This window comes from Chlorogloeopsis fritschii PCC 6912, assembly GCF_000317285.1.
Lineage (GTDB): Bacteria > Cyanobacteriota > Cyanobacteriia > Cyanobacteriales > Nostocaceae > Chlorogloeopsis > Chlorogloeopsis fritschii.
This window is the reverse complement of the sequence record NZ_AJLN01000035.1, coordinates 14520-35020: the sequence shown is the minus strand read 5'-3', so window position 1 is coordinate 35020 and position 20501 is coordinate 14520. Positions and strand designations below refer to the sequence as shown.

The following is a 20501-nucleotide window of genomic DNA, read 5'->3' as shown; positions in this document are numbered from 1 at the left end:
AATTTATTTTATGTAAAACTTCCGGATTCAAACTTAACGTAATCATAAGTCTTTAACCAGACATGATATTAGTGATGTCTGAAGTCAAGCGGTTACCCTTACCTTAATTAATACTTACCACAAACTAAGTTGATCGGGAGGATTATTTAAGTTATTCCAAGGTAAGGGTGGAACTGAGACGCCATTTTGTTCTAATAATTGTTGAAAATAACGGGCTGTACTAGGCGATCGCTCTTCTATTGGACAATGAACAAAGAAATAAATACGCGTTCCCTGTTGCAACCACTGCTTAATTTGGGTTACCCACTCCTCCATGAAAGTTTGATTGAGTGTTAAGTTGGGATGGGAAATAAATCGAATCAAACTAAAAGGTGCTGTAACGCTAAACTGTACTGGTAACTTCGGTTTACGTCGCTCCGATTGTAATTGTGGATCGTCGTCTCCTGTATAAATAGGGCGGGAATCCAACAATACTCTTCCCACACCTAGCTTTTCTAATAGCATTGTCAATTGACTGGCGTAAGGTTCCTTAAACCAGTCTCGATGGCGAACTTCTAATGCTAATGGTATTTCTGTACGCGGCCAAGCTTCCACAAAGGCGGTAAGATCTTCTATTGATGTAGGTGCATAACTAGGGGGTAATTGTGCAAAAATCGGCCCCAAACGCTTACCTAAAGGACACATTACCTCTATAAATTTCAAAGCATCAGGAATATGCGGTTGCAATAGCCCTTGATGAGTTATATCTCGCGGTAATTTCAAACAAAATTCAAAACCAGTGGGTGTTTCAGTTGCCCAACGGGTTACAGTTTCCTGATTAGGCACAGCGTAGAATGTGGTATTGCCTTCAACTGTAGTAAAACGTCTGCTATAAAACTGGAGAAAATCGGCTGGGCGAGTACCTTGAGGATAAAGTTCGCCCACCCAGCCTTTGTATGCCCAAACAGCGCAACCAATAAAAAAGTTCACAACAATATACTATCGTTGACTAGCGATTTTTCTTTCTAAAACAGCGATTCGCTCTCGTGCGTTGGGATGAGTACTCAAAAATGTCGGTGTAGAAGAACGATTAACTAATTTACTTAAGAAAGCAGGCATAGCATTAGGATCGTAACCAGCTGCTGTTAAATATTGCAATCCTTTAGCATCAGCTCTAAATTCAGCTTCGCGGCTATTGGGTAAATCTACAGCAACCTTATAAGCCACGGCAGCTAATTGGCTACGATTTAAGCCAGCAAGCGAGGCTGCGCCTTGAACTAATTGTGTTTGTCGGAGTCGATTGACTAAATCGTCATTGCAAATGTGGGCGATTTCGTGAGCGATCACGGATGCCAATTGATCTTCATTATCCGCTGCTCTAATCAAGCCAGTGTGGACATAAACATAACCGCCTGTGGTAGCAAAGGCATTAATGCTTGAGTCTTGAACTACATAAAATTTAAAAGGAATTTGAGAACAATCACTAGCTCTAACTAGTCGCTGCCCGATTCTGTTAACAGTCTGGTTGGTACTAAGCCGATAATTCCTTGCTACCTGCTTATGTATATCGCTACCTAATGCGACTTTGTCTTTCGTTGATAAATTGGAAAGCTGGAAATAGCGAATCCCAGGAACAATTAACTCCTGAAATGGAATTGCACTAGCTGGCATAGGAGCAGATAATCCTACACTCACAGCGGTTCCTAAGCCCAGTGCCAAAGAAAGAGGTTTTTTTAATTTATTGCGGAAATGAGAATTCATGAGCGTCAAAATTAAGAATTACAAGTCAGTCAAAAAAGTTTATTTGAGGTTGACAAGAAGTGTGTAAACTTATTGTTTTCTAAAAAACACACATTAATATCTATTAACTATTAGCGATAACTAAGTTTTTCATTTTAACATAATTGAGTTTGGATATATTTTTACACTCCAAGAGAGTGAGTGATTACCAATTATGGGGTGAGCTTAAATATTTAGAATTTATCTATCAACAAACTGGAAACTAGGAAATTATATTCATATTTTGACCTATTCTCTGTCTTACCTAACCTCAGTTAATTTTGCTTCTTATACATTCTTTATATTATCCTTAGCTTGAGTTATAGGGTAAATAGTTAAGGTAGTAAATTCCCCTCCTTCTATGGGTTGAAATCACTTATTTTAAGTCAAATTTGATACGCAAATAATTTTTCGTTGTCATCTAGAATTATCCCTTCTACTGCTATCTATATAGTAGACATTGAGTAGGCGATCGCTTGTTCCCAAAATCTCAATTCCAGCTTTCTCCAACAAGAGAATCAATGAGATTGAGTTAAAGCGGTGTTACCCAATAGCTCACTCCCTTGACAATTTTATTTTGTAATCCAAACTCAGCCAATTTCTCCTGTGGTTGTCCGAGATAAGTCCAATGGGGTATGTCATTTTCAACAGTTTGAAACCAGCCATTTTGATGTAAAGCCTGTTTTTGCATTGGTGTTAATGCTCGTAAATCAATTGCCAATCCCCAAAGATGTTGTGATGCACCGGGAGGAGCTACAGTAGAAAGAATTTTGGTTTCCTTGCCTTGACGAACTCTCTCTAAAGTTATAGTGTTGGCGTATTTTCTCCAAAATTTTAGATTCGTGGTAAAAGTACGAGTACAATCACTAGCGCCATAACCAGATTTTAAAGGAATTGCCACTTGTGCTTGCGCCTGATTAAAAGCATCTGCTGCTACCTTTTGTAAATAGCAGTTGTTAGTGTTGTTAACTTTACCCAACGTTAGATTAGATTGAAAGGCTTTTGTCTCATTTTCATTAGTAAAAAATACTTTTTGTGGTAGTTTTACTCCCGGATTTTGATTAATAAATATTGCTCCGTAGGCACGCAGCAAAATATATTCATAACTTCCCGATTGTGGAAGCACAAGCAGTTTATTTTTGACTTCAGCGACAAAACGCTCACTTTCAGATAGGTTCAAAGTAGAAGTAGGTGAAATATCTGATTGAGGAAGATTTGTACAAAACTTGCCAATTTGTTGTCTATGATTGACTACAGAGCCAGCCATCAAGCAATCTTGTAATTGTTGGTCATTTCTACTTAAGAGTTGATGAGTATTCCCTGTACTTGCCACTAAAGTAAAAACAATCAAAGCAATGAGACTATAAAAAACAGTTTTTCTCAAAATTATTTTCACAACTACCTACAATCATCATCTTATTTCAATTCCAAACCCACCCTCGTTACCAGGTTGAACTGGTAACGAGAACTAGAGCCTCTGGCTCCTAAATCGAATCTTTAAATATCTATTAATAATTCAGTACTCGTATAATTTCTAACACATATAAAGACAATAAGGGAAGCATTGGATCGGTTAGAATTGACTATATCTATAAGCTTGCCGTTCCCTAGTTATGACCATGCACAATTCCGTTGAATTCCAAGACACCTTTGATATCATCGTTGTTGGTGCAGGTCACTCTGGTTGTGAAGCAGCACTGGCTAGCGCACGCCTTGGTTGCCGTACCTTGCTATTGACACTTAACTTAGATAAAATCGCATGGCAACCTTGTAATCCAGCAGTAGGTGGCCCCGCCAAGTCTCAATTAACCCATGAGGTAGATGCCCTGGGTGGGGAAATAGGTAAAATGGCAGACCGCACCTATCTGCAAAAGCGGATTCTCAATTCTTCGCGAGGCCCTGCGGTTTGGGCATTACGCGCCCAGACTGATAAGCGGGAATACGCGGCAGTAATGAAGAATATCATTGAGAATCAAGAAAATTTGCTTGTTCGTGAAGGCATGGTTACAGATTTAGTCTTGGGTGCTAACGATGAAGTCGTCGGCGTTCAGACTTACTTTGGTGTGGCGTTTCAGTGTAAAGCCGTAATTTTGACAACTGGTACATTTTTGGGAGGACGGATTTGGGTTGGTAACAAATCGATGTCCGCAGGACGTGCTGGGGAATTTGCTGCCGAGGGCTTAACCCAAACTCTCAACCGCTTGGGCTTTGAAACAGGACGGCTAAAAACAGGAACTCCGGCACGGGTAGACAAGCGATCTGTAGACTACACCAAAATGGAACTTCAGCCGGGAGATACAGAAGTTCGGTGGTTTAGCTTTGACCCCCAAGTGTGGGTAGAAAGGGAACAAATGCCCTGCTACATGACGCGCACCACAGCCGAAACTCATCGCCTGATTCAGGAAAATCTGCACCTATCTCCCGTATATGGTGGTTGGGTAGAAGCTAAAGGGCCGCGTTACTGCCCTAGTATTGAAGATAAAATTGTGCGCTTTGCTGATAAAGAAAGCCACCAAATTTTTATTGAACCAGAAGGCAGAGATATACCGGAGCTTTACATTCAAGGGTTTTCTACAGGGTTGCCAGAAAACTTACAACTGCAAATGTTGCGGACTCTGCCTGGTTTAGAAAATTGTGTGATGTTGCGTCCGGCATACGCAGTTGAGTATGATTATTTGCCTGCAACTCAGTGTTATCCCACACTGATGACTAAGAAAATAGAAGGGCTTTTCTGTGCCGGGCAAATCAATGGTACAACTGGTTACGAAGAAGCCGCCGCTCAAGGCATTGTAGCGGGAGTCAACGCCGTGCGATTTGTGCGCGGACAGTCTCCGATCGTGTTTGCACGTGAGGAAAGCTATATCGGCACACTGGTAGACGATTTGTGTACGAAAGATTTGCGGGAGCCTTACCGAATGCTCACAAGCCGCTCGGAATATCGTTTACTTCTGCGTTCTGATAATGCCGATCAGCGCCTCACACCTTTAGGGCGGGAAATTGGCTTGATAGACGATCGCCGCTGGGAATTATTTGTCCGCAAGCAGGCAAATATTGCAGCCGAAAAAGAACGGCTACACACAGTACGGATTAAAGAGCATGATGAAATTGGGAAAGCGATCGCTCAAGCTACAGGACAAGCTATAAAAGGCTCGATCACCCTTGCTGATCTGCTGCGGCGTCCGGGATTCCATTACATTGATTTAGAAAGGTACGGACTGGCAAATGCCAATCTCGAACGTGCTGAAAAAGAAGGCGCAGAAATCGACATCAAGTATTCCGGCTATCTTGCCAGACAGCAAAATCAAATTGAACAAATTGCTCGTCAGGCAAACCGCCAGTTGCCCGCAGATTTAGATTATGCATCAATCGATACCTTATCAAAAGAAGCAAGAGAAAAACTTACAAAGGTAAAACCGCTTACTATCGGTCAAGCGGCACGTATCGGTGGTGTTAACCCAGCCGACATCAATGCTCTGCTGATCTATTTAGAATTGCGTAAAACCAAGTCAGATACTGAGTTTCCAGCCCTAGCTGTCAAACAATCTTTATAAAGCAAGAGTATAGTAGTAAGGAGTATCTGGGATAGGCAGGTATGATTGATGACATAAGTACATACTTAGGCATCATCAACGCTGACCAGATACTAGTCAAAATTTATATACCGAATAAATCATCAACTCGTCTCGCTGGGATGGGTTTATGGGTTTTTTATTCAAAATTTGCATAAACAAGGGTAATAAATCTCCCCAAAAAGCTAAAACTGGAAATTGCTATGTCTTTAGAAATCAGCACCAACCTGATTATTCCAGAACCAGCGGAGGAATTAATGGCCAGCGAAACTTGGTCGATGGAAACCTATGCTGACAGTTTGATTGACGATCTCTTTGCTGAGATAGACTCTGTTCTGGATGGTAGCAGGAAATTACCTGCGCAAAAGGGAAACCCAGCTAAGAGGTTACCTCCATATACTCATGCACAAACAGTGAGTGTGCCGCAAATTGCTTTACCAGAATCATCTACCCAAACCACACAGAACACTCCACAATCTCGGAACAATCAATTAAGTACGTTTGTGGTAAGTACTTCTAGTGTTGGTAAATTAGTAAAGAAACAACCTCAACAATCACAGCACTGGAGTAGATTGCCAAAACTGGTAGTAACCTTAGGATTGGCGATCGCTGGTATTGTCTGGATATCCAACTCCAATCTACTCAACCGTCTAGGATCAAAATACTTTCGGCAAGCCTTAGAGATATCCCAACCGCAATTGCAGCCACTGGTATACACAAAAGAAGATGTTGCAGTCGATTTTGCCAACTACGTATTAGAAGCACTAGCTGCAATGGATAGGCAAGATGCGAGCATTTATCTTACATCTGCCAATACACTCATATCAAGAATGGCAAGTAATCGTACAGCCCTTGCTTACGTCAGAAACGAAAAACAAACTGGGAATTTACCACCCGTCTTGACAGGTAACAATACACCCCCCACTCCCAACCGTTCTACAAGCATTGTAGAGCGAATATATATTCCCGTTTATCAAGCACCACTGCCAATGCGCTACGTGCCTTCAGCCAACTCTGGTATTGCCACAACCTTACCACAACTACCCTCTGCTGCCAGCACAACTGTACCAACTGCATCTCCATCTCAGAATACCGGGGATAAACCAGTCAAACCTACAGATCTTTTGGCGGGTATCCAGCCAAAGCTCAAACCCTTAGACGTCAACCCTACGGCAATACCTGTACAACAAGCATCCCAATCAGCAATACCATCTGTACCAAACTTGTTAGCACCTCCAAAGCTACCTACAGCTACAGCACCAGAGGCGGCATCTGCCATTTCTTCTCCTGCTGCTCCATCCCATACTTTAGAGGGATTGTTAGAACTAGGAAACAAGTCTGCTGCTTTATTTAAAGTGAACGGTATCACTCGCCGCGTTGAGATAGGTGAAAGCATCGGTTCCAGTGGTTGGACATTAGTAGATGTCGCTAACGGAGAAGCTATTATCCGCCGCAACGGTGAGGTGCGATCAATTTTTGCAGGGCAGAATTTTTAACAAAGAAGGCAGCTATGCTGGAGGCAGAAGGGGAAGGCTCCTTTCTAAGCAGATTTAAATGGTTGGCGTTTTGAGTCTTAATTATGTCCACTTAACTTAATAGCTAATGGCTAATGGTTCATCGGGTGATACGGAGAATTTTGTCTCCCCCTTGAGGACAGTTTCCTCTACCGTCACAGTTGCTAGTAGTAACGTACAATTCACCATCTAGCCCCATCGCCACCTCTCGGAGTCTTCCGAATTGATTCTGAAAGTACACCTCATGTAGTTGCACGCGATCGCGGTTTGCTGAGTCGAAAACAACCCGATGTAGGTGTCTGGAACCAAGAGTACCAATAATTAAGTTTCCTTTCCACTCAGGGATGGTATTCCCAGTATAAATTGCTGCTCCACCTGGAGGTACGGCTTGCTGCCAAGTGAGGGAGGGAACAACCATACCTTTTTGTGATTCACAACCGTATATATCAGGCCAACCAAGATTATCGCCTGCTGTGGCAACACTCACCTCATCGTGACCAGTTCTTCCTAAATCACCACTAGGCCCGTGATCGGTCACCCATAGTGTAGACTGATTTGGCCAATCAAATCCTTGGGTGTTGCGAATTCCTGTAATGAAAGCAGGATTGTTTGGAAATGGATTATCTTTGGGAACTTGTCCGTCTGGAGTCAAGCGCAAAATCTTGCCAGCCAAACTATCAATATTTTGAGAGGATTTTGGCTCTCGCCCATCACCAGTACCAATATATAGCATCCCATCTGGGCCAAAGCGCAGACGGCCGCCATTATGATAAATAGCAGCAGGTATATCATCGATAATAATTCGGTCTCGTGATGCCTTAACTCCATCAGTAGATAATCGCCACCGCTCAACTCGATTGACTGGAGAGCCATTTTTATCAACTGTATAGTACAGGTAAAAAAATCGATTATTGGCAAAGTTAGGATGAGCCGCAATCCCCAATAACCCACCTTCTCCAGAATCTGTAACTTTGACGGTGTTCACAGGAGCTTGTTGCAGTTTGCCATTTCGTACTAGTCGCACCCTACCAGGGCGTTCAGTGACTAGCATATCTCCTCCAGGCAGAAAAGCTATTCCCCAAGGAACTTCTAAACCTGTAACTACCTCCTCAACCCGTACTTTTACCTGTCCTTGGGAACCAAAGCCATCTTTAAGATAGATACAGGCTTGAGTTTGGGCAGCTGTGGTTGTATTTGCAGCGGGTGATGCTGCTTGATTTTCATTATTAGAGTTGCTCAGTGTTGCTGGTGCATTGTTACAGGCAACAAGTCCCGTTAAACTGAGACAGAAAAATAAATTGATTGTAGAGTTTCTTGAATACTTCATGCTTAGATTTAGCAAAATCCTGTACAGATTCTTTGGTTGAATACATATTTAATATTCAATTTAGTATTCAACTGCGGATGTAAAATCCTCTTTAGGTTTGACAATTAACAGCAGGAAGTTTTAGTGAGTTAATAGTTATTGTCCGTTAGTTAGACTAGCTGCTAAGGTGTATTGTTCCGCAAATATTTTGTGATTTTTTTAATTCTCGGCGGCAATTAATGTGTAAATCTATTTTTTGATATCTGATTACATCCATCAATCATTGTGTAAAAGAACCTTTGAACCATCTTTTCCATTTGGGTTGCTGGCTTGCACCTATGACATTGTTTGTTAACGATTGGACTGCAAAGCGTCTAGTGCCAAATTCAACTTGAGGACGTTAACTCCAGGTTCGCCAAAAACACCCAGGAATCTGCCATCAGTATTTTGAGCTATCAAGGATTGTATTTGGGTTGGGTTAATACTGCGGACAGAGGCAACACGTTTTACCTGTGCCTGTGCTGCATCAACGCTGATGTGGGGATCTAACCCAGAACCAGATGTATAAACTAAATCAGCAGTGGGTTGAATATTAGCTTTTTGTAGCCGTGTGACTTCCTTTTGAATACGTTCGATAAGTTCGGAATTGCTGGGTGCCAGGTTGCTAGCTCCTGATGTACCTGTGGTAGCAACTTCTGGGCTAGTGCTATAGTCAACAGTGCTGGGGCGACTACAAAAATAGCGATCGCTATTAAAAGGTTGACCAATTAATGCTGAACCGATGACTGTGCCTTGTGTGTTGTTAATTAAGCTCCCATTAGCCTGAAAAGGCAATGCAAGCTGTCCGCAAACTAACATCAACAAAGGATAAATTAATGCTGTTAAGAACCACAAAGCCAAGGTGGAACGAACAGCTTTATTGAGTTGACGTATCTGACTCATCAGAATTTCTCCGGTTGAAAAATGACCACAAATAAATAGATGCAGACACTTACAGTTACTAACCCTAAAAGAGCAATGGCGTAGGATGCAGTACGTGATATTTCCTCAGAGGTGGCTGCGTATACGGCTTGTGCCAAAAATACGTTGAGGGTAAGTGTGAGGAAGAGAGAAAGAGATAAATTTTTCATGATTGAAACGCCCAGAGGCACGGGGTATTTGATTATGCTAGTCCTATGGCTGCAATCAAAACGTCAATCACTTTGATGGCAATGAAGGGAGCAATGACACCACCCAATCCATAGATAAAAATATTGCGCTGCAAAAGTTGATCAGCTGTGAGTGGACGAAACTTGACGCCAGTTAGTGCTAAGGGAATGAGTACGGGAATAATCAAGGCGTTATATATCAAGGCTGATAAAACAGCAGATTGGGCACTAGCTAAACCCATAATATTGAGGCTACCAACACCAATACCAGCAAAGATGGCAGGAATGATGGCGAAATACTTAGCGACATCGTTGGCAATGGAAAAGGTAGTCAGTGCTCCACGGGTAATCAGCAGTTGTTTACCAATAGTGACAATATCAATTAACTTGGTGGGATCTGAATCCAGGTCTACCATATTAGCTGCTTCCTTTGCCGCTTGTGTACCAGAATTCATCGCTACGCCGACATTTGCCTGTGCCAATGCCGGAGCATCGTTAGTCCCATCTCCAGTCATTGCGACTAACTTTCCTTGGGCTTGTTCTGTTTGAATTACCTCAATTTTGTCTTCTGGTGTAGCTTCAGCTATGAAATCATCAACTCCTGCTTCTTGGGCAATCACTGATGCAGTAATGCGGTTATCTCCTGTTAGCATGATGGTTTGAATTCCCATCCGCCGCATTTGATCAAACCGTTCTCGAATTCCCGGTTTAATAATGTCTTTGAGATAAATGACACCGTAAATAACTTCGTTTTGACAAAGTGCCAGGGGAGTACCACCCAATCTCGAAACTCTCTCAAAAGCGGCATCAAGTTCAGGTGTTAATTGTCCATTGCGCGAACGCACAAATCCTTTGATCGCATCTACTGCACCTTTACGAATTTGCACGCCGTCAGGTAAATCAGTGCCACTCATGCGCGTTTTGGCAGAAAATTCGATACCTTCTGCTTGCTTGGGGTCAAAATCTAATTTTGCTCCTAATTTTTCTGCTAGTTTGACGATGGATTTCCCTTCTGGTGTTTCATCAAATACACTCGATGCTAGAGCAACTCTTGCCATCTTTTCCATAGAATGACCGTTCACAGGGATAAATTCCTCTGCCATGCGGTTACCCAAAGTGATTGTCCCTGTTTTATCTAATACAAGAGTGTTCACATCTCCACAAGCTTCCACGGCACGTCCGGAAGTGGCAATGACGTTAAACTGAGCAACTCTATCCATACCAGCAATACCGATCGCACTTAATAATCCGCCAATAGTGGTGGGTATAAGTGCAACTAGCAGGGCGATTAATACAGCAATACTGACAGGTGAATTTACGTAGACTGAGACTGTGGGTAGAGTTGCTATTACTACTAAAAATACCTGAGTCAGAACTGCCAATAAAACCGTCAGAGCAATTTCATTAGGAGTTTTACTGCGGGAAGCTCCTTCTACTAAGCTAATCATTCGGTCGAGAAAGCCTTGTCCTGGGTCAGTTGTAACGCGAATGGTGAGTTCATCGGAGATGATTCGTGTTCCACCAGTCACGGAACTAGCAATATCTGTCCCTGGTTCTTTCAATACTGGTGCAGATTCTCCTGTAATGGCAGATTCATCTACAGAGGCAATACCTTGAATCACTTCACCATCAGCGGGGATAATATCACCAGCAATTACCTTGACTTGGTCACCACGTCTTAATGCTGTAGAACTAACTTCTTGAATGGAACCATCAGCAAGGAGTTTTTTGGCTTTGGCTTCGGATTTTGCCGATCGCAAGGCATCTGCTTGAGCTTTGCCTCGTCCTTCGGCTACGGCTTCGGCAAAGTTAGCAAACAGAACGGTTAAGAACAAAATTAAGGTAATTAGACCATTGAATAGTCTCAGATTATCACCCGGAGTTGGGCCAAATAGATCTGGTGCGATCGTCACTAATGCTGTAATGATTGTGCCTAACCAGACGACAAACATTACCGGATTTTTGAGCATATGACGCGGGTGCAATTTGATGAATGCTTGTTGAAACGCACGCCTGTAGAGTCCAGATTGTTTGACTTTTGGTGTATGTTTGCGTTCTTGACGTGGTTTGGTAGATCGTGTCATTGGTTGTTACTTCAACAAAATTAATTACACATTCTTCAAGCTCTTACCTGATATCCACCCGTAACTTCAATTTTGCCTAACCACTTATCCACCTCTGGCAATCAGAAAAGCTTCTGCCAAAGGCCCCAAAACAAGTACAGGGAAGAATGTGAGCGCACCAAGAATCAAAATCACGCCACTTGTCACTCCTGTGAACAGTCTTGTATCAGTTCTTAATGTGCCTGAAGTGACAGGAACAGGTTGCTTGCGGGACATACTATCTGCTAGCAGTAGTAGGGCAATAATGGGGATATAACGCCCTGCCAAAATGCTGACACTGGTGCTGAGGTTCCACCACAGGGTGTTATCACTTAATCCTTCAAAACCAGAACCGTTGTTGGCGGCGGCGGAAGCGTATTCGTAAACTACCTGCGAAACTCCATGAAAACCAGGGTTAGTAATGCCTGAGAGGCGATCGGGAAAGCCAAAGACTATTGCCCAGGGGATAAGAATAGCGAAGGGGTGAACTAATAAGATGACGCTGGCTAGGATGATTTCTTTTTTCTCGATTTTGCGTCCTAAAAATTCTGGAGTTCTCCCGACCATTAAGCCGGTGAGAAATATTGCCAAAATTAAGTAGATGAACAGATAAGCTGTACCAGTTCCCTGACCTCCCCAAATTATTTGTAAGAACATATTAAATAGAGTGGCAAATCCCCCATTCGGCATTAAGGAATCGTGCATTCCATTCACAGCACCACACATAGTTGCTGTAGTCATAACTGCCCATAGTGCTGTTTGCGCCCAACCAAATCGCACTTCTTTGCCTTCTAAGTTGGGTTGCTGTCCCCCTAAAAGAGAATTAACAACGGGATTGCCTTGAAACTCACCTACTGCGGCAACACCTACTAAAAAGACAAAAATGACAAAAACCATCCAAAACACTAACCATGCTTGTTTATGGTTGTTAGCAAACACGCCGTAGGTATAAATCAATGCCGAGGGAATGGACATCATTGCCCACATTTCTAATAAGTTAGAGAAGCCGTTCGGATTTTCGTAAGGATGGGCTGAGTTAATTCCAAAGAAGCCACCGCCGTTTTCTCCTAATTCTTTGATCATCTCAAAGTGAGCAACTGGGCCACGGGCTATTACTTGAGTTGCACCTTCTAAAGTAGTAGCTGTTGCTGGGCCTGATAATGTTTCTGGTACACCTGCCAAAATCAACAACAATCCCCCAATCACAGATATAGGTAGCAAAATTCGCGTGATTGACCTAATCAAATCGCTGTAAAAGTTACCTAATGGTCTACCAGTTAAACCACGAATAAAGGCAATACCCACTGCTAAACCAGTTGCTGCCGAGGTAAACATCAAAAAACCCAAGGCGAAGGTTTGACTGGCATAGCTAAAGGTTGTCTCACCAGAGTAGTGTTGTTGGTTAGTGTTGGTGACAAAAGAAATAGTGGTATGTAGTGCTAGATCCCAACTAGGAGCACTTAAATTAGTAGGATTAAATGGTAGCCCTCCCTGAAATATCAGGATTAAATAAACTAAAATCCCCATAACGAAGTTGCTATACATCACTGCTTTGGTATACTGCCAACCTGTCATTTGTTCTTGGGGACGAATACCACTCAAGGCATAAATAACTTTATCTATGGGATTAATGATGAAATCAAGGAATGTTTTTTCTCCCATGAAAATCTGAGCTATATATTTACCTAGTAAGGGAGTAGTTGCTATGAAAATGAGTAGTGTGATAACAATTTGTATCCATCCTGGTAACATGAATTATAAAAGCTCCTGAACTAGTATTGCTCAACTTTTGGGAAAATAATCTTGTGGAAAACAGTGACTTGAATACCTTTTGTTTAAGGCAAGTTTGAGCATAGGAACTAAGGCTGGATTTAAAGCAACAGCCAAGATATAATCGCCATCGCAAATAATAGGTTCTGCATTTACTAAGATGACTTGGGTATCTCTAACAAGACCGATGATTACACATTCATTTGGCAAACTTAAGCTTGTTAATGCTTTGCCACAATGGCAGCTATTACCCCAAATTTTTACACTTATTAAACCTAATGGCATAAACGCATTTTTTTGTTGAGCAGAAGAAATCAATATCTTCTAGTTTGTAACAATTTATATTGTTAATGATTAGAGTCACTAAGACAAGCAATAGAAGGATATAAAACAGTGTTTATTTATTTATATCAAGTGTTTAGTATGTTTAAGTAAGATATATTCAAGCGTTTATTTTTATATAAACACGTTTTGACAAATTACTAATAAGGTAAGATATACAAGATATATATGCATTTTTTGAAATAAAAAATGCTTGATAAGCATTAAATTCTAAATGGTTAATTTTAAAGCTAGATTACCTAATAAAGAATCTCCTTTAGGCAAATTTTGGCTCATTGCTGGTTTATTTATAGTTGTGATTGCTCTGGAGTTCTCTACACCAACTGAGTACGTGTTTGGATATCTGTACACGGGGCCAATTTTGTTGGCAAATTCTTGGCTGGGGAGGCGTGCAACTTTTCAAGCCACCCTTGCAGCCGTGTTTTTAACCATGTTGAATCTTGTAATACCAGTAGGCGAAGTGATGAAGGCTTCCACAATTGCCAGTAGAGCGATCGCAGCGATGGCGTTGATTGTTACTGGTGTGTTGAGCGATCGCCTGCGACGTTCCCAAGATGCGATCGCCCTCACCCGCGCTAAACTGGCTGCTCAAGAAGAATTATCCAGAGTTCGCGAAGACTTTGCTTCTACTCTCACCCATGATTTAAAAACGCCTCTTCTAGGAGCAATTGAAACTCTCAAAGCCTTTGAGGCAGAAAAATTTGGTGCTATTTTACCAGCACAGCAAAAAGTTTTAGCCACAATGACACGCAGTCATCAAACTTCCCTACAATTACTGGAAACTTTGTTAGATATCTATCGCAATGATACTGAAGGCTTAAAACTGAATTTAGAACCTGTGGATTTAACTATCTTGGCAGAGGAAGCCACAGCTACTCTCAGTGATTTAGCATCTAACCGTCGTGTTTATCTCTCACTTAACTATGGTGACTCTAATTGGCGGCGATCGCTGTGGGTTCAGGGTGATGCACTACAACTTCAACGAGTTTTGACCAATCTCCTAGTTAATGCTATCAACCATTCCCGGCGTGGTGAGCGTGTTGAAGTGGTGTTAGAACCGCAAGATTCCTATCAAGTAGTGAAAATTTTGGATACAGGTGCAGGTATTCAGCCCGAACAATTCCGCCATTTATTTGAACGATTTTATCAAGGACATAGCGATCGCCAAGCCAAAGGTTCTGGATTAGGACTTTACCTGTCTCGGCAAATTCTTGAAGCCCACGGCGGTATAATGTGGGCAGAGAATAGAGTACCTATCGGTGCGATGTTTGCTTTCAAGCTTCCGGCTTACCCATTTCAATCCTCTCTTACTGTGTGAGATGCCATCTACCCCCATCAAAATTCTCTTAGTTGAGGATGATGAACTCTTCCGCTTAGGCTTGCGCGTGCGATTGCAACAAGAAACAGAGTTAGAAATTATTGCTGAAGCCGAAGATGGTGAAACAGCTATTGAGTTAGTTAATCAAAATCCTTTCGATGTAGTGCTGTTAGATGTAGGATTACCAGGAATTGGAGGCATTGAAGCCTGTAAACAAATTAAGCAGCAAAATCCCCACTTACCAGTCTTAGTATTGACTTCCCATTCTCAAAAACCTCTAATTACACGGTTAATTGCAGCAGGCGCTCAAGGTTATTGTCTCAAAGGAGTGGCGGCGGAAAAATTGGTGTTAGCACTCCGTTCTGTAGCTGCTGGAGCATCCTGGTGGGATGAAACCGCAACCAAAGAAATTCGTTCTGCTTTTGGATCTGAGTGTGCCCAACTTGACTCAGAAAATATCTCAAATTTCTCCAACCCACTCACCCAACGCGAACAAGAAATTTTGTCATTATTGGTAGCAGGAAAAACCAACCGAGAAATTGCCCTTGCACTTTACATTACACCTGGAACAGTCCGGGTACATGTCCATACGATTTTGCATAAATTGGGAGTAGGCGATCGCCACAGCGCTGTTGTTGTCGCTTTACAAAAACGTTTCATCAAAAGCGACTTGATTGTAGAAGAGTAATTTCAAAGTATTTTTAATGCCATTTCGCAAAAGTCAAACTCATACTGTCATAAAAAAGTCTCTACTGGTAGTTCACTAGTTCATTTTCATACCTCAGATAGAGACAATTCCCAGAAGCTTCCGCGTAAACTTCATTTGCAAATCTTGCTAGTACCCTTAATACTTAAACGTACAAATCACTGCAATACTGAAAATCAAATCTGTCAACTTACACTCAAAATTGACTTATGGATAACTCGTCAGCGCGGAAATATTTTTACCAAGAAATCCAGCAGCCTGATGAGTATATTGATTTAGCAAGGGCAGCTTTATACATTGCTCAAGAAGAATACCCCAATCTTGATGTCGAAGAATATCTCAACGCTCTTGATGCAATGGCAGCAGAGCTGGAAGAACGATTGCCACCACAACGCTATCCGCTGCGAATAATTCAAAGTATTAATCAATACATTTACGAGGATTTACGATTTACAGGTAATAAAATAGACTACTATGATCCTCGTAATAGCTTTTTAAATGATGTGATTGATAGGCGCTTAGGAATTCCTATTTCTCTAGCACTAGTATATATAGAAGTTGCCCGACGAATAGATTTTCCAATGGTAGGAATAGGGATGCCTGGACATTTTCTCATTCGTCCTGACATTCCAGAAATGGAGATTTTTGTAGATGCCTTCAATGATGGGGAGATTATGTTTCCCCAAGACTGTCAAGAAAAACTGGCTCAAATGTATCAGTATCCCGTGTCGATACAACCAGAGTTTCTAGCGGGGGTGACAAAAAAGCAATTTTTAGCAAGAATGCTCACTAATCTCAAATACATTTATCTCAGCCAACAGGAATTGGAAAAAGCTTTAGCAATAGTAGAGAGGGTTTTATTGCTGTTTCCTGACTTGGCTTTAGAATTGCGCGATCGCGGACTTTTGTGCTACCAACTTGGACGATTTTCTCAAGCCGCGAATGACTTAGAAACTTACCTGGATATAACTCCAGAAGCCCAAGACGCTTACATTATCAAAAGACTGCTGACTAAACTTGGTAGGTATTGAAGAAAGGCAAATGGCAGAGGGCAGGAGGCAGAAGGAAATTAGGACAAGGATTTGAGGGAGTTAAGGAAGGTGAGGGAGATGAGGAAGTAATAAGAGTAAATTCTTCCCCATCTTCCCTATCTCCCTCATCTCTTCCTCTCCCACTCTCCCTCTGCTCCCTCACAACCCTTGCTGTATTTCTTCTGCCACGAGCTTGAGGCGGCGCAGTTGAGCTTGCATATCTTGTTTTGTCCAGTATTCAGCAAAGGTTTTAAAACCCCAGCTGACGATCGGATTGGGAATTTCAAATTCAAAGCGGTTCAGTAGGCGCGTTTTCTTATCTATCGGTTGACATTCCCAGCGATCGCGTCCATGAAAAAAACCATCAAATTCCCAGACTACCAATCCTGGTTGTCTTTCTACAACAGTACTATTCAAAGTAGGCTGAACTACAGGTACTTGAATTATAAAGCGACTTTTACTGCCAACATCAGTATTCCATTCGCCCACTGGTTCACAACGTAATGCCGGATTGAGCCAACGGTGCATCAAAATGCGATCGGTGATGCAGTCTTCTACTACCGTCGCTGGAGCATTAATATCTATTGATTGTTCAAAAACTTGCATAGCAGATAATTTACATATTTTGTTCTTATATGTGCACTTTAGACTAACCCAAAATTCAGATTTGTTAAAATGTCTTAGCGAATATAAATTAAAATCTTTTTATGTAATATTTATAACATTGACTAAAGTAAAAAATTATATCTTGATAAAAAGATATTTTGAGCATTTTTCAGAAAAATTAACTGATAAATAAAAATAAAGAGAAAAAGAAGCCCTCACATCATTTATTGTCAAATTTACTGGTAAATTAAAAGGCAAAACACTAGCATTTTAACTGTGTGTAGCCTTATACTCCAAAAACATTACGGTGTTTTTTGGCGAGACAACTGAACTTTAATACCAAAAACCATGAATATAAATTGGCAAAGCATAACCCAACTGATGGGATCTGGTTTGTGGATTAGGGGAGAGACTTTTTTAGCACAAGTACCAACATTACCACCACAGCAAGATGCCAGAATTAATAATTATGTGCAGAACACTTTCCAACAAGTGACTGCATTTCTGCCTCGTTTGTTGGGGGCAGTATTAATTTTATTAATTGGTTGGTTAATTGCGGCGATCGCGGCTGCGCTGACGCGAAATCTTCTCAATCGCACACGGCTAGATAACCGGATTGCGGCTGGGATAATGGGGCGTGAAGATGGCAGAGAACTTCCCAAAGTAGAGGGTGTAATCTCCAATATAGTATTTTGGGGTATTCTGCTCTTAACGATTGTTGCTGTTTTAGACACGCTAGAGTTAAGAGTAGCATCTCAGCCGCTCAATGCTTTCCTCAATCAAATTGGCGATTTCTTGCCAAGGTTGGTAGGTGCAGCAATCTTTTTGGCAGTTGCTTGGTTAGTAGCTAGTTTAGTCAAGCTCATCACAATACGCGGATTGCGGGCATTAAGAGTAGATGAACGTTTAAATCCACCGCAGGATGCTGATGCAGCTACCAGGCAGAATCAATTGCCTCTCTCTGACACGCTTGGTAATGCCCTGTATTGGTTCATATTTTTACTATTTCTGATCCCAATACTAGATACTTTGGGATTACAACAGGCATTACGTCCGGTAGAAGTACTTGTAACAGAGATTATTGCAATTCTACCGAACATCATTGGAGCAGTGCTAATTGCAGTTGTCGGCTGGTTTGTGGCGAATGTGGTGCGGCGCATTGTGACAAATTTGCTGGCAACAACAGGAATCGACAATTTGGGAAACCGATTTGGACTTTCACGCACTGCCACAGGACAATCTCTTTCCGCAATTATCGGTACGATTGTCTATGTCTTGATTTTGATTCCTGTGGCGATCGCGGCGTTGAATACCTTACGTATAGAAGCGATTTCGGTACCGGCGATCGCAATGCTGCAACAAATTTTGAATGCGCTTCCCGCCATCTTTACAGCCATAGCAATTTTAGTGATTGCCTATTTTGTGGGACGCTTTTTGGCGGATCTTGTCACCAGCATTCTCACAAGTATAGGCTTCAATAACATTTTCTCGATTTTGGGTTTACCATCACCTACCAGAAGAGTTGTTATTTCAGCAGAAGAACCAACAGCAACGCCACCGACTCGTACCCCCTCAGAGATTGCGGGTATTGTTGTCTTAGTCGGTGTTATGCTGTTTGCTACTGTAGCCGCGGTAAATATCCTCAATATTCCAGCGCTGACTACATTAGTGACGGGTATTGTCATTATTTTGGGGCGAATTTTGGCTGGATTGATAGTATTTGCGATTGGTTTGTTCCTCGCGAATCTTGCATTTAGCATTATTACCAGTTCCGGCAATGCTCAAGCCAGAATTTTAGGACAAATAACGCGGGTTGCCATTATTATCTTGGTTTCGGCAATGGCACTACAACAAATCGGCGTTGCCCCCGATATTGTCAATTTAGCCTTTGGATTGTTACTAGGTGCGATCGCTATTGCTATTGCTCTTTCCTTTGGTTTGGGTACTCGCGATATCGCCCACCAGCAAGTTCGAGAATGGCTGGATTCCTTTAAAAATAGAGGCTAAACATCATAATTCTCAATTAAATTCAATACAATGACCTCAATAGGGACGCAAGAGCAGTGCGCCCCTATTTTTATTTTCAATGGCGTTGCGCTCTAAATCGTGAATAACTTTTTCGAGATACCAATGATCGGATTGATTTGGATGCTGTTGACGTTGCCGATCAGATTAAAGCATCAGAAAATCTTCGTATTTTAATTTAAGGAATAGGCAAAGCTGCCAAATTGTTGTGAAAGAACTGGTCAAAGCGCTAAAAAATGACTAGAGTGAAAGACGAAATTCAATCACCAGCAGGTAATCGGCAATAGGTAACTAGATTCTCTATTGCTTCAAAGGAATCACTATGATGAATCAAATTAATCGGGTGGCGATCGTTGGTGGAACCCATGGAAATGAATTAACAGGGGTATATTTGATTAAGAAATTTGAGCGATTTCCCCAGCTAATTCAGCGCTCCAGTTTTGAAACTTTGACTTTATTAGCCAATCCCCAAGCCTTTAAGAAAAACAGGCGTTACATAGATAAAGACTTGAACCGTTGTTTTCTCAATCAAGATTTGCAAAATTCTAGCCTTTCTAGTTATGAGGATATCCGAGCAAAGGTCATAAATCAAATGCTAGGGCCAAAAGGTAAATCTCAAGTAGATGTAATTGTGGATTTGCACTCTACAACTGCAAATATGGGGCTGAGTTTAATCCTAGATACTCAGCATCCATTCATGATGCAATTAGCAGCTTATCTTTGTTCTCTAAATCCCTTAGTTAAGATTTGCTGTCCACAAGTTGATAAAGAGAGTTCTTTTCTTAGATCCTTGTGTCCATTTGGCTTTGTAATTGAAGTTGGGTCTGTAGCCCAAGGATTGCTAAATGCAGAATTGTTCCAGAAAACAGAGCAACTTATTTATACAGTTTTAGATTATTTAGAAGCGTATAATCAAGGTTTCATTTCACCCACTAATAGTACATTCAACCTTTTTGAATATGTGGAAACTATCGACTATCCTAGAGACGAAAACGGAGAGATTCAAGCAATGATTCACCCCCAGCTTCATTTTCAAGACTATGAACCTCTTAATCCTGGCGATCCGATGTTCCTAACTTTTGATGGAAAAGAAATTACTTATCAAGGAGAATCAATATTTTATCCCATTTTTATTAACGAAGCTGCTTATTACGAAAAGGGCATTGCTATGTGTTTAACCAAGAAGCAACTAATAAAAGTCTAGCTAAGTTAGAAGAACTTACGCACCAGTCACGGAAGAATAGAACCGCTGAGGCACGGAGGTCACGAAGTAATAAGATTTAGAGAGGTATTTTGCGTAAGTTCT

At 41.6% G+C, this 20501-nt stretch carries 17 protein-coding genes; 7 read left to right on the top strand and 10 right to left on the bottom strand.

All coding sequences use genetic code 11. The annotated features are described in order from the left end of the window. Positions 1-114: 114 nt before the first annotated feature. From UYC_RS0102130 to UYC_RS0102120, 3 genes are all read right to left on the bottom strand, one after another. Positions 115-969 carry a DUF72 domain-containing protein gene (locus tag UYC_RS0102130; protein ID WP_016872988.1) on the bottom strand — a complete coding sequence of 285 codons (855 nt, stop codon included), beginning with the start codon at positions 967-969 and terminating at the stop codon, positions 115-117. Positions 970-978: 9 nt separating this feature from the next. Beyond that, on the bottom strand, positions 979-1740 hold the full coding sequence (locus UYC_RS0102125; protein WP_016872987.1) for a M48 family metallopeptidase: 762 nt from the start codon (positions 1738-1740) through the stop codon (positions 979-981). A gap of 550 nt (positions 1741-2290) precedes the next feature. Beyond that, positions 2291-3154, bottom strand: coding sequence for a D-alanyl-D-alanine carboxypeptidase family protein (locus UYC_RS0102120; RefSeq protein ID WP_016872986.1), 864 nt, complete (start codon positions 3152-3154; stop codon positions 2291-2293). A 223-nt stretch (positions 3155-3377) separates the two neighbouring features. Here UYC_RS0102120 and mnmG point away from each other — a divergent pair, with 223 nt between their 5' ends. Then, on the top strand, positions 3378-5309 hold the full coding sequence (gene mnmG, locus UYC_RS0102115) for a tRNA uridine-5-carboxymethylaminomethyl(34) synthesis enzyme MnmG (RefSeq protein WP_200862350.1): 1932 nt from the start codon (positions 3378-3380) through the stop codon (positions 5307-5309). A gap of 221 nt (positions 5310-5530) precedes the next feature. After that, the gene (locus tag UYC_RS0102110; RefSeq protein ID WP_016872984.1) at positions 5531-6823 is read left to right on the top strand and encodes a hypothetical protein; all 1293 of its coding nucleotides are present in this window, start codon (positions 5531-5533) and stop codon (positions 6821-6823) included. Positions 6824-6941: 118 nt separating this feature from the next. Here UYC_RS0102110 and UYC_RS0102105 read toward each other — a convergent pair whose 3' ends face one another. The 6 genes from UYC_RS0102105 to UYC_RS0102085 all read right to left on the bottom strand — a co-directional run bounded on the left by UYC_RS0102105 (position 6942) and on the right by UYC_RS0102085 (position 13485). Beyond that, positions 6942-8168, bottom strand: a complete 1227-nt coding sequence (locus UYC_RS0102105; RefSeq protein ID WP_016872983.1) for a PQQ-dependent sugar dehydrogenase — start codon at positions 8166-8168, stop codon at positions 6942-6944. A gap of 330 nt (positions 8169-8498) precedes the next feature. Next, positions 8499-9089, bottom strand: coding sequence for a K(+)-transporting ATPase subunit C (gene kdpC / locus UYC_RS0102100; RefSeq protein ID WP_016879222.1), 591 nt, complete (start codon positions 9087-9089; stop codon positions 8499-8501). Beyond that, positions 9089-9277, bottom strand: coding sequence for a potassium-transporting ATPase subunit F (locus tag UYC_RS36255; protein ID WP_081588130.1), 189 nt, complete (start codon positions 9275-9277; stop codon positions 9089-9091). The genes kdpC and UYC_RS36255 overlap by 1 nt, the downstream gene beginning before the upstream one ends. 32 nt (positions 9278-9309) lie before the next feature. Further along, a complete protein-coding gene (gene kdpB, locus UYC_RS0102095; protein WP_016872981.1) occupies positions 9310-11379 on the bottom strand; it encodes a potassium-transporting ATPase subunit KdpB in 2070 nt (689 codons plus the stop codon). An 84-nt stretch (positions 11380-11463) separates the two neighbouring features. Further along, positions 11464-13149: a potassium-transporting ATPase subunit KdpA gene (kdpA, locus tag UYC_RS0102090; protein WP_016872980.1), complete on the bottom strand. Its 1686-nt coding sequence runs from the start codon at positions 13147-13149 to the stop codon at positions 11464-11466. Between the two features lie 30 nt (positions 13150-13179). Then, on the bottom strand, positions 13180-13485 hold the full coding sequence (locus tag UYC_RS0102085) for a hypothetical protein (protein WP_235082865.1): 306 nt from the start codon (positions 13483-13485) through the stop codon (positions 13180-13182). A 238-nt stretch (positions 13486-13723) separates the two neighbouring features. On the opposite strand from UYC_RS0102085, the gene UYC_RS0102080 reads away from it, so the two are divergent. From UYC_RS0102080 to UYC_RS0102070, 3 genes are all read left to right on the top strand, one after another. Continuing rightward, on the top strand, positions 13724-14827 hold the full coding sequence (locus UYC_RS0102080) for a sensor histidine kinase (RefSeq protein WP_016872978.1): 1104 nt from the start codon (positions 13724-13726) through the stop codon (positions 14825-14827). Between the two features lies 1 nt (position 14828). Further along, complete coding sequence (locus tag UYC_RS0102075; protein ID WP_016872977.1) at positions 14829-15515, top strand: response regulator transcription factor; 687 nt, start codon at positions 14829-14831, stop codon at positions 15513-15515. Positions 15516-15742: 227 nt separating this feature from the next. Then, positions 15743-16564, top strand: a complete 822-nt coding sequence (locus tag UYC_RS0102070; RefSeq protein WP_016872976.1) for a SirB1 family protein — start codon at positions 15743-15745, stop codon at positions 16562-16564. Positions 16565-16723: 159 nt separating this feature from the next. Here UYC_RS0102070 and UYC_RS0102065 read toward each other — a convergent pair whose 3' ends face one another. Further along, the gene (locus UYC_RS0102065; protein WP_016872975.1) at positions 16724-17170 is read right to left on the bottom strand and encodes an SRPBCC family protein; all 447 of its coding nucleotides are present in this window, start codon (positions 17168-17170) and stop codon (positions 16724-16726) included. A 348-nt stretch (positions 17171-17518) separates the two neighbouring features. Between UYC_RS0102065 and UYC_RS0102060 the strand changes: the two genes are divergently transcribed. Beyond that, entirely contained in the window at positions 17519-19177 is a 1659-nt protein-coding gene (locus tag UYC_RS0102060; RefSeq protein ID WP_026087329.1) for a mechanosensitive ion channel, read from the top strand. Between the two features lie 343 nt (positions 19178-19520). Next, positions 19521-20399 (top strand): aspartoacylase, encoded by an 879-nt coding sequence (locus UYC_RS0102055; protein ID WP_016872973.1) that lies wholly within the window; start codon positions 19521-19523, stop codon positions 20397-20399. Positions 20400-20501 lie beyond the last annotated feature (102 nt).